The organism is Idiomarina sp. UBA4206, from assembly GCF_002383015.1.
Lineage (GTDB): Bacteria > Pseudomonadota > Gammaproteobacteria > Enterobacterales > Alteromonadaceae > Idiomarina > Idiomarina abyssalis.
Genome location: NZ_DFTS01000043.1, coordinates 118,446 through 120,063, shown reverse-complemented (window position 1 = coordinate 120,063; position 1,618 = coordinate 118,446). Strand labels below are relative to the sequence as shown.

Here is a 1,618-nt window from a genome sequence, read left to right as displayed (position 1 = left end):
AAGAGCCGACCCGTGCTATGCTGATGAATCGCTTGATGTCTATGGGCTTAAGTGAACGAGTTGCGGACCAGATTGCTTGTTTTATTCCCGAAGGTGGCTCAGACGATGAAGCATGGGAACAGACCCTGCATTTATTAGAAGGTCAGTTGAATACAACGTCCGACGATATTTTGACACGCGGCGGTGCAGTTGCTTTAGTCGGCCCAACCGGCGTGGGTAAAACCACCACTATTGCGAAGCTGGCGGCTCGTTACGCTCAGCGCCATGGTGCGGATAAGGTGGCATTAATTACCACGGATACCTTCCGTATTGGTGCCAGTGAACAATTACAAACCTATGGTCGTATAATAGGGTGTCCGGTAAAAGTTGCTAAAAATGCACAAGAGCTGGCAGATGCGTTACTTTCACTGCGCCAGAAGAGCTTAATTTTAATTGATACGGCCGGCATGGGCCAACGCGACAAGCGTTTGAGCGAGCAGTTAAGTCAGCTTATCCAGAATTCAAGACTGCGTATTCGCCCATATCTGGTACTTTCAGCGACATCACAGAATCAGGTATTGATGGATGCTGTTAAGCAGTTTAAAACCTTGCCTTTATCCGGTTGCATTTTTACCAAGCTGGACGAATGCTTAAGTTTAGGTGAGAGTATCAGCGTGGCTATTGAGCATGGCTTACCAGTAGGCTATTTAACCAATGGTCAGCAGGTTCCTGAAGACATTCGTGTTGCCGATGCGAACTTTATGGTAGCGGAGGCCGAGCGTTTGCTTGATAAAAGCATTTGTTCCTCAGTGTCAGACGTGCCAAAATCGTATTGGAATGCGGCGTTTTCTCGCTGAATGAGCCGAAGTAATATGAAGCTGTTGTCAATTTAGTCAGAAAAGAGATACGCCCGATGGATCAAGCAAGCGGTCTGCGAAGAATGAAACAATCAAAAGTAAAAGTTATTGCGGTAACCGGTGGTAAAGGTGGCGTGGGTAAAACCAATGTGTCGCTGAATATGGCTATTGCAATGGCAAAGCAGGGCAAACGAGTATTGGTGCTGGACGCCGACTTAGGCCTGGCTAACGTCGATGTGATGTTGGGTCTTCGTGGTGAGCGTAATCTCTCTCATGTGTTAAGCGGCCAGTGTGAACTGGAAGATATTCTGATAGAAGGCCCTGCGGGAATAAAAATTGTTCCGGCAACGTCTGGTACACGTTCGATGGTGGATCTCAGTGAATCTGAGCATGCCGGTTTAATTAGAGCGTTTAGCCAGTTACAGGGTAATTATGACGTGCTGATTGTGGATACTGCAGCTGGCATAGGTAACACCGTTGTCAGTTTTGCCCGAGCCTCACAGGACGTGCTAGTCGTAGTTTGCGATGAACCAACATCGATTACCGATGCTTATGCTCTTATTAAAGTATTGAGCCGTGAGCAGGGGCTTTTCAAATTCAAAGTAGTTGCCAATATGGTGCGCAATATGCGAGACGGGCAAGTACTGTTCAATAAGCTCACTAAGGTTACCGACCGGTTCTTAGATGTTGCGCTGGAGCTGGCAGCAATTATTCCTTTCGATGAAAACTTGCGTTTAGCCGTGCGGAAACAGCAATCCTTTGTCATGGCTTACCCTAAATCT

2 protein-coding genes are annotated in these 1,618 nt (G+C 47.2%); both read left to right on the top strand.

Features of this window, described 5'->3' with window-relative positions; genetic code table 11:
- A partial coding sequence (flhF, locus tag B3180_RS09675) for a flagellar biosynthesis protein FlhF (protein ID WP_286844264.1) occupies positions 1-836 on the top strand: 836 nt, incomplete at its 5' end.
- 56 nt (positions 837-892) lie between these two features.
- Positions 893-1,618: MinD/ParA family protein (locus tag B3180_RS09670; protein WP_286844262.1), on the top strand; the 726-nt coding region annotated here is incomplete at its 3' end.